4 protein-coding genes, 2 tRNA genes and 1 pseudogene are annotated in these 6230 nt (G+C 62.9%); all 7 read left to right on the forward strand.

Going from position 1 to position 6230, the window contains the following annotated elements:
* Nucleotides 1–1780, forward strand: a pseudogene (locus EOD15_RS26290) (tetratricopeptide repeat protein); the annotation flags it as partial.
* 103 nt (nt 1781–1883) lie between these two features.
* Nucleotides 1884–2432 carry a histidine phosphatase family protein gene (locus EOD15_RS26295; protein WP_127321366.1) on the forward strand — a complete coding sequence of 183 codons (549 nt, stop codon included), beginning with the start codon at nt 1884–1886 and terminating at the stop codon, nt 2430–2432.
* Nucleotides 2433–2661: 229 nt separating this feature from the next.
* Nucleotides 2662–2735, forward strand: a tRNA-OTHER gene (locus tag EOD15_RS26300).
* Between the two features lie 2 nt (nt 2736–2737).
* A tRNA-Asn gene (locus tag EOD15_RS26305) sits at nt 2738–2807 on the forward strand.
* Between the two features lie 353 nt (nt 2808–3160).
* On the forward strand, nt 3161–4303 hold the full coding sequence (locus EOD15_RS26310; protein ID WP_023812260.1) for a slipin family protein: 1143 nt from the start codon (nt 3161–3163) through the stop codon (nt 4301–4303).
* A gap of 232 nt (nt 4304–4535) precedes the next feature.
* Entirely contained in the window at nt 4536–4817 is a 282-nt protein-coding gene (locus EOD15_RS26315; RefSeq protein ID WP_010909964.1) for an acyl carrier protein, read from the forward strand.
* A gap of 56 nt (nt 4818–4873) precedes the next feature.
* The gene (locus EOD15_RS26320) at nt 4874–6064 is read left to right on the forward strand and encodes a beta-ketoacyl-ACP synthase (RefSeq protein WP_127321365.1); all 1191 of its coding nucleotides are present in this window, start codon (nt 4874–4876) and stop codon (nt 6062–6064) included.
* Nucleotides 6065–6230 lie beyond the last annotated feature (166 nt).

Below are 6230 nucleotides of genomic sequence, written 5' to 3' on the forward strand. Positions count from 1 at the left end.
GACCAACGATGCGGTCGATCAAGCCGAGGATCTCGTCAAGCAGAAGCGTCTTGCCGACGCCGCGATCTATGCCAAGCGCGCCGATGCCTCGGGGCTGGTCTTCGATTACAAATCCGCTGCCGGCGACTATGCCAAGGCGTTTTCGCTGGCCGGAAAATGGGACGACAAGCTGCGCTGGAACTACAAGAACCAGGAAGCCGAGGCGCTCAACGCCTACGGCTACGCCACCGGCGACCTCGATGCGCTGCAGCACGCCATTGAGGCCTATCGCACCATCCTGAACTTCATCCCCAATGGCGAACAGAATCGCGACTGGGCCATCACCCGCAACAACATGGCGGTGGTGCTGCAGACCATCGGCGAGCGCGAGACGGAGACCGCGCGCCTTGAAGAGGCAGCGCGGATCTTTCGCGATTCCCTTGTCGTGTTCGAGCGCGAGAAGGACGACCTCAACTGGGCCGCCGCGCAGAACAATCTGGCCAATGTGCTGTTGAAGATCGGCGAGCGCGAGAGCGACCCGAAGCGCCTGAACGAGGCGGTGGTGGCGATGCGCGCGACGCTCCAGAAACGCCCGCGCGAGAAAGTGCCGCTCGACTGGGCCGCTTCGCAGAACAATCTCGGCCTGGCGCTCTATGCGCTTTCCGAGCGCGAGGCCGCCGGCGAACATCTGACGCAGGCGGAGGCGGCCTACCGGCTGGCGCTTGAGGAATACACACGCGAAAAGGCGCCGGTTGAATGGGCGATGGTCGAGAACAATCTCGGCAACACGCTGGTGTCGCTCGGCATTCAGCTCAACGACAAGGCGAAGATAAACGAAGCGGCCGACGCGTTCCGTGCCGCGATCGAGGTGCGAACCCGTGAGACCTTCCCCGTCTCATGGGCGACCAGCAGGCTCAACCTCGGCAACGCGCTGAGCGGCGTCGCCCGCTTCGATATGGGCACCGGCGCGCTTGAAGAGGCCGCGGCCGCCTATGATGACGCACTGACGGTCTTTACCCGGCAGCGTTTCCCGATGGACTGGGCGTCGGCGCAGAACAATCTCGGTTCGATCTACCAGACGCTTGGCCAGCGCACCCGCGACGCGGCCAAGCTGGAGCAGTCGGCGAGCGCCTTCCGGGCAGCCCGGCAGGTCTATGTCAGACGAAAGTTCCCTCGCGATTGGGCAATGAGCCACTACAATCTCGGTAACACGCTGCAGCTCCTCGGCGGCGTCACCGACAAGCCGGAACATTATGGTGAAGCCATTGCCGCCTACCGCGATGCGTTGCGCGAGTACAAGCGCGAGACGAACCCCCGCCAATGGGCGCTGGCCCAGGCCGGCCTCGGCTCGACGCTGCACTGGCTGAGCATGAGCAATGCCGACTCCAGGACCCTGCTTGAGTCCATAGCGGCCCGCCGGGCAGCCCTCGAAGTACTCACCGTCGACGCGGCACCGGTCGACTGGGCCAACGCCCAGAACGGCATCGGCATGAGCCTGCTCAACCTCGGCAATCTCGAACGCACCGACAAATATCTCGGTGATGCCGAGGCCGCCTTCGCGGCCACGCTGAAGGTATTCACCAGGGAAAGCCTGCCTATGCAATGGGCCTTCTCGCAGAACAATCTCGGTGACGTCAGCTGGAATCGGGCCAGCTATGGCGGGGGCAAGGCCGAATACCAAAAGGCGATCGAATTCTTCGAGAACGCCAAGCAGGGCTTTACCGAAGCCGGCTACACGATCCCCATCCCGCTCACCGACCAGAAGATCGATCTGGTGAAGAAGCAGATAGCGAAGAAGTAAGTCTACGCATCCCGCCGACCGCGCCTTGTCTTTCGGCTGGCTTTACCGTCCCTATATGTCCCGTCACCGGAACCCATTGCCGGGAACCGGAGAAGGATAGCGGATGATTCGATTTGCCTTGGCGTTGTTCCTGTTTCTTATTCCCGGCGTAGCCCACGCCACGGATGCAGGCTGGGCGCTGCTGCGCGATGGCGGACATGTCGTGCTGCTGCGCCATGCCATGGTCACCGGCACCACCGACCCGGCCAATTTCGACATCGACAGTTGCGCCACCCAGATGAACCTGTCGGCGCGTGGCAAGCAACAGGCGAGCAAGATCGGCGCTCTGTTTGCCGCCCGTGCGGCACCGATCGAGCGCGTGTTGTCCAGCCGCTATTGCCGCTGCCTCGACACTGCCCGCATCGCCTTCGAGGCTGAGCCGGAGCTGTTTGCGCCGCTCGATCTCCTGAAGGGCGACGAGGCGCAGAAAACCGCGCAGATCGCCGCGATCCTCAAAGAAATCCGCGCCTATTCCGGCTCCGACAATCTGGTCATGGTTACCCATCTGGAAGACATCGTGGCGCTTACCGGCATCTCACCGCGCGAAGGCGAGGCCGTGGTCGTGGAGCCGCAGGGCGATGGCCTGCGCGTGCTCGGCCGCGTCACCTTCTGAGCGCCCTGCGCGCGATCGCTGACGTCGAAAGCGGTGTTGCCTAAATGCCACCGCCGCAAGAAGCCGCAAATCCGCCACGACAATGCCGCTTGCGACAACCCGTCGCAGGGGCTATAGGCGCGCTCCCGGTCACGAGAACCGAAGTGAGCACAACGGTTGGAGCTTTCGCCTCCGCCCGTGCAGGCGGCTTTGCCGCCCTGTATACGGCGCTGCTTTGGGGATTGGGATCGCGGATGTAGCTCAGCGGGAGAGCGCCGGATTTGGGTCCGGAGGTCGGGGGTTCAATTCCCTTCATCTGCACCACGGATAGCTCAGTTTGGTTAGAGCATCAGATTGTTAATCTGACTGTCGAAGGTTCGATTCCTTCTCCATTGGCCTGAAAAGCCATCCGAAAAACGGTCCGGGGACTGGAATGCGAAAGACTGGACGGATGGCCCAAGCCCTCGGGCGCGGATCCATCCCAAGCGTCTTTCGCCATCGGCTCGCGGCCAGGCCCGCGGTGACGATCAAGGCGCAGCGTCGCCGGCAAGGGAGGCCAAGGCCTCCGGCGCCCGCTTCACTGCCCCGCGATCCGCTCCCGAAGGCCCGCCACGGATTGATGCCACCAGTCCCCGGATCATTCGTGCCCGGGCTATGACGCAAGAGACGACGTGAAACGAGAAACGAAAGGAACGATCGACGCAAGACTTGACGCCTCGCATGGGGCCATGCCCGACAGGAGTAAGACAATGACAATTCTCGACAAGGTTCTTGGGCGCGAGCGCGTCCTCGTAAAGGAAAACGAACGTGCCCTCACCCTCCACAAGGGGGAAATCAAGACTGTCCTGCTGCCGGGCGAGCACTGGCTCGCCAACCGGCGCGGCAGCCTCGAAGTGTCCCGGCACGATCTGAAGAACCCGGAATTCGTTTCGGCATACGAGAAGGCGTTGTTCGACAAGCTCCCGGATGTAGCCGCGCGTCATTTCACCGTCGTTCGCACCGGGCGCACGGATGTCGCCATCATCGAGCGTGACGGCAATCTGCACGCCGTGCTGGCGCCGGACCGCAAGCTGGTGCTGTGGACGGATGCCGGCCCGTGGAAGGTGACGCTGATCGACACATCAGTCGATCTCGCCATCGATGCGGCGGTCATGCGCCGGCTCGGCCAGGCCCGGAAGGCGGAATTGATGTCCGTCCATCCGGTCGTCGACGGTCAAGCCGGACTGCTGTTCATCGACGGTGTTCTGGTCAGGACGCTGACGGCGGGCGTGCATGGCTTCTGGAACGTCGGACGCATGGTGCAGATCAAGGTCGTCGACCTCAAGCGCCAGTCGCTCGACGTTGCCGGGCAGGAAGTGCTGACCAAGGATCGCGTGACGATCCGCGTCAACATCGCGGCCGAATACCGGGTCGTCGATCCTGTCAAGGCGGTGAGCATGGTGAAGGACTTCTCCGAAGCCCTTTACCGCGCCCTGCAGTACGCCTTCCGCAAGACCCTTGGCGCGCTGACACTCGATCAGATCCTTGAAAAGAAGGTGACGATCGACGAAGAGGCCGCTGGCAAGGTCCGCGCCGATATGGCCGAGATCGGGGTGGAGGTCAGCGATATCGCGCTCAAGGATGTCATCCTGCCGGGCGAGATGCGCGAGATCCTCAACCAGGTGGTGTCGGCCGAAAAGCAGGCCGAGGCCAACATCATCCGTCGCCGCGAGGAGACGAACGCGACGCGTTCCCTCCTCAACACGGCCAGGGTGATGGCGGAAAACCCGGTGATGCTGCGGTTGAAGGAGCTCGAGGCTCTGGAAACCATCGCCGGCAAGGTCGAGCGGCTGACCGTCCACAACGGAACCGGCGGGCTGCTGAACGATCTGGTCAAGCTCCGCGACAGCTGATGCATGTCGCCCAAAGTGGTTCCGGTTTTGGAAAAACGACCTGCATCGAAACAAAGGCTGACGTGACGTCAACAGAAGGGCCGCCGGGTAAACCGGCGGCCCTTCTTGCGTTTCCTGGATGCCCTACCCATCTGCGCCCGGCGCATCAGGCCTTTTCCTGCCGGGAAAAACCGATTAGACAGCGCCCAAACAAGATGCGGACAGATTCCGCCCGCAACCGAAGGAAAAGCCCTTGTCCACCACGTTCGACAAAGTCGCCAAGATCATTGCCGACACCAGCGAGATCGATATCGACACGATTACGCCCGAGAGCCACACGATCGACGATCTCGGCATCGACAGCCTCGATTTCCTCGACATCGTCTTTGCCATCGACAAGGAATTCGGCATCAAGGTGCCACTGGAAAAGTGGACCCAGGAGGTCAATGACGGCAAGGCTTCGACCGACGATTACTTCGTCATGAAGAACCTGTGCGCCAAGATCGACGCGCTGGTTGCCGCCAAGACCGCCTGACATCGGTTGAGCGTTCGATCTTGACGCGCTCTGCCGCCTGACCCACAAAGCCGCACATGAGCAGCCCCCGCGACGTCGTCATATCAGGTATCGGCCTTGTCTCCTCGCTGGGGGAAGGTCCGGACGCCCATTGGCAAAAGCTCGTGCAGCCGGGGCTGGAACCGGTGCTCGAAGCGGCGCGCTTTGCACCCTATACCGTTCATCCATTGCCGGAGATCGACTGGAACCTGCAGATCGCCAAACGTGGCGATCAGCGCCAGATGGAAACCTGGCAGAGGCTCGGCACCTATGCCGCAGGCCTGGCGCTGGACGACGCCGGCATCAAGGGCAATGACGAACTCTGCACGACCATGGACATGGTCGTGGCCGCGGGCGGCGGCGAACGCGACGAGGCGGTCGATGCCGCCATTCTCGCCGCGTCGGAAAGCCGCAACGACCGCGATGTGCTGATCAACGAGAAATTGACCACCGAATTGCGGCCGACACTGTTCCTGGCGCAGCTTTCCAATCTGCTCGCCGGCAACATCTCCATCGTCCACAAGGTGACCGGCTCATCCAGAACCTTCATGGGCGAGGAAGGTGCCGGTGTCGCCGCCGTCGAGACAGCAGCCGCGCGCATCCGCTCCGGCCAGTCGACGCACATCCTGGTCGGCGGCGCCTTCCAGACCGAACATTCCGACATGCTGCTCGGCTATGAACTCGCCGGCTATCTGCATCGCGGCCAGTGGAAGCCGGTCTGGCAAAGACAGGGGGCTGAGGGCGGCGGCGTCGTGACTGGATCCGGCGGTGCCTTCCTGGTACTGGAGCAGCGCGAACACGCGATAAGCCGCGGCCGCAAGATCTATGCCGAGCTTGGGCCGGTCGTCTCCGGCCGCGCCAGGCGCCCACGGGGAGAACTCGACGCCGAGATCGCCGCCCTGCTCAAGCAGGCTGCAATGCCGAACGGCAAATTGCTGGCCCTGTCGGGCGCGTCGGGCGCCCATACGGCAACCATCGCCGAGAAAGCCGCGCTCGATGCCAATCCGGCGATTGCCGCGCGCGGTTTCTCGACCCTGACCGGACACATGAAGGAAGCACAGTTTCCCTTCGCTGTGGCACTGGCGGCGCTGGCCGTCGATCGCAAGGCCGCCTACCCTGTTTTTGATGCCGCAGCCGAGAAGCCGTTCGAAGGGGTTCCCGCAACCGTCCTTGCAACGGCGATCGGCTATCACCAATTCGAGGGCATGGCGCTCATCAACGCCGCCTGAGGCGGTGGTCCACGATCCATGCCGCAACGATAAACGATCGAGGGCTACCGCATGGCCAATCTGAACGATCATATGGGCAGGCCGATCGTTGCCGTCACCGGCATCGGCGTGGTGACCTCGCTTGGCGTCGGCAAGGCCGATAATTGGGCGGCGCTGACCTTGGGCA

The organism is Mesorhizobium sp. M7A.T.Ca.US.000.02.2.1 (assembly GCF_003996995.1).
Classification (GTDB): domain Bacteria; phylum Pseudomonadota; class Alphaproteobacteria; order Rhizobiales; family Rhizobiaceae; genus Mesorhizobium.

What these genes read in the sequence shown, in the direction of transcription:
- EOD15_RS26295 (WP_127321366.1), top strand. Translation starts at nt 1,884, where the DNA reads ATGATTCGATTTGCCTTGGCGTTGTTCCTGTTTCTTATTCCCGGCGTA.
- EOD15_RS26320 (WP_127321365.1), top strand. Translation starts at nt 4,874, where the DNA reads ATGAGCAGCCCCCGCGACGTCGTCATATCAGGTATCGGCCTTGTCTCC.
- EOD15_RS26310 (WP_023812260.1), top strand. Translation starts at nt 3,161, where the DNA reads ATGACAATTCTCGACAAGGTTCTTGGGCGCGAGCGCGTCCTCGTAAAG.